The following is a 468-nucleotide window of genomic DNA, read 5'->3' as shown; positions in this document are numbered from 1 at the left end:
CACGAGGGCAGGGTCGCGATGGGCCCGGAAAGCGTGGGTGAGGACAGCAAGTTCAACAAGTTCCTCTACTTCCTGTCCTTCGGCGGCCTGTTCATCGGACTCTCGGTGTTCCAGATCGAATACGACTTCGGCGTCGAGCAGTTCCGCCTGGTACTGCAGCCGATGATGATCGCGGGCGCCGCGGCGCTGGCCGCGGTCGCTGCGCGACTGGTACTGGGCCCGGGCGCGGCCTTGATCGCCGCCGGGTTCGCGATAGCCCTGCGCGGGGCCGTGGCCTTCATCGTCGGCCCGGTACTCGGTGCACCGACGAGTTGGTTCGCGCTCTACCTCGGCCCCGCACTGGTGGTCGAACTCATCGCGCTGACCCCGCTTGTCAAGCGGCCCATCCTTTTCGGCGCGGTGGCCGGTCTCGGCGTGGCGACCGTCGGACTGTGGCTGGAGTCGTTGTGGATCGGCGCGGTCTATCAC

At 67.3% G+C, this 468-nt stretch carries 1 protein-coding gene; it reads left to right on the top strand.

From position 1 onward, the window contains the following. Positions 1–33 precede the first annotated feature (33 nt). Positions 34–468: hypothetical protein (locus RNB18_RS51515; protein WP_311720998.1), on the top strand; the 435-nt coding region annotated here is incomplete at its 3' end.

This window comes from Streptomyces doebereineriae (genome assembly GCF_031845645.1).
Lineage (GTDB): Bacteria > Actinomycetota > Actinomycetes > Streptomycetales > Streptomycetaceae > Streptomyces > Streptomyces canus.
This window is presented reverse-complemented; position numbering and strand designations above follow the sequence as displayed.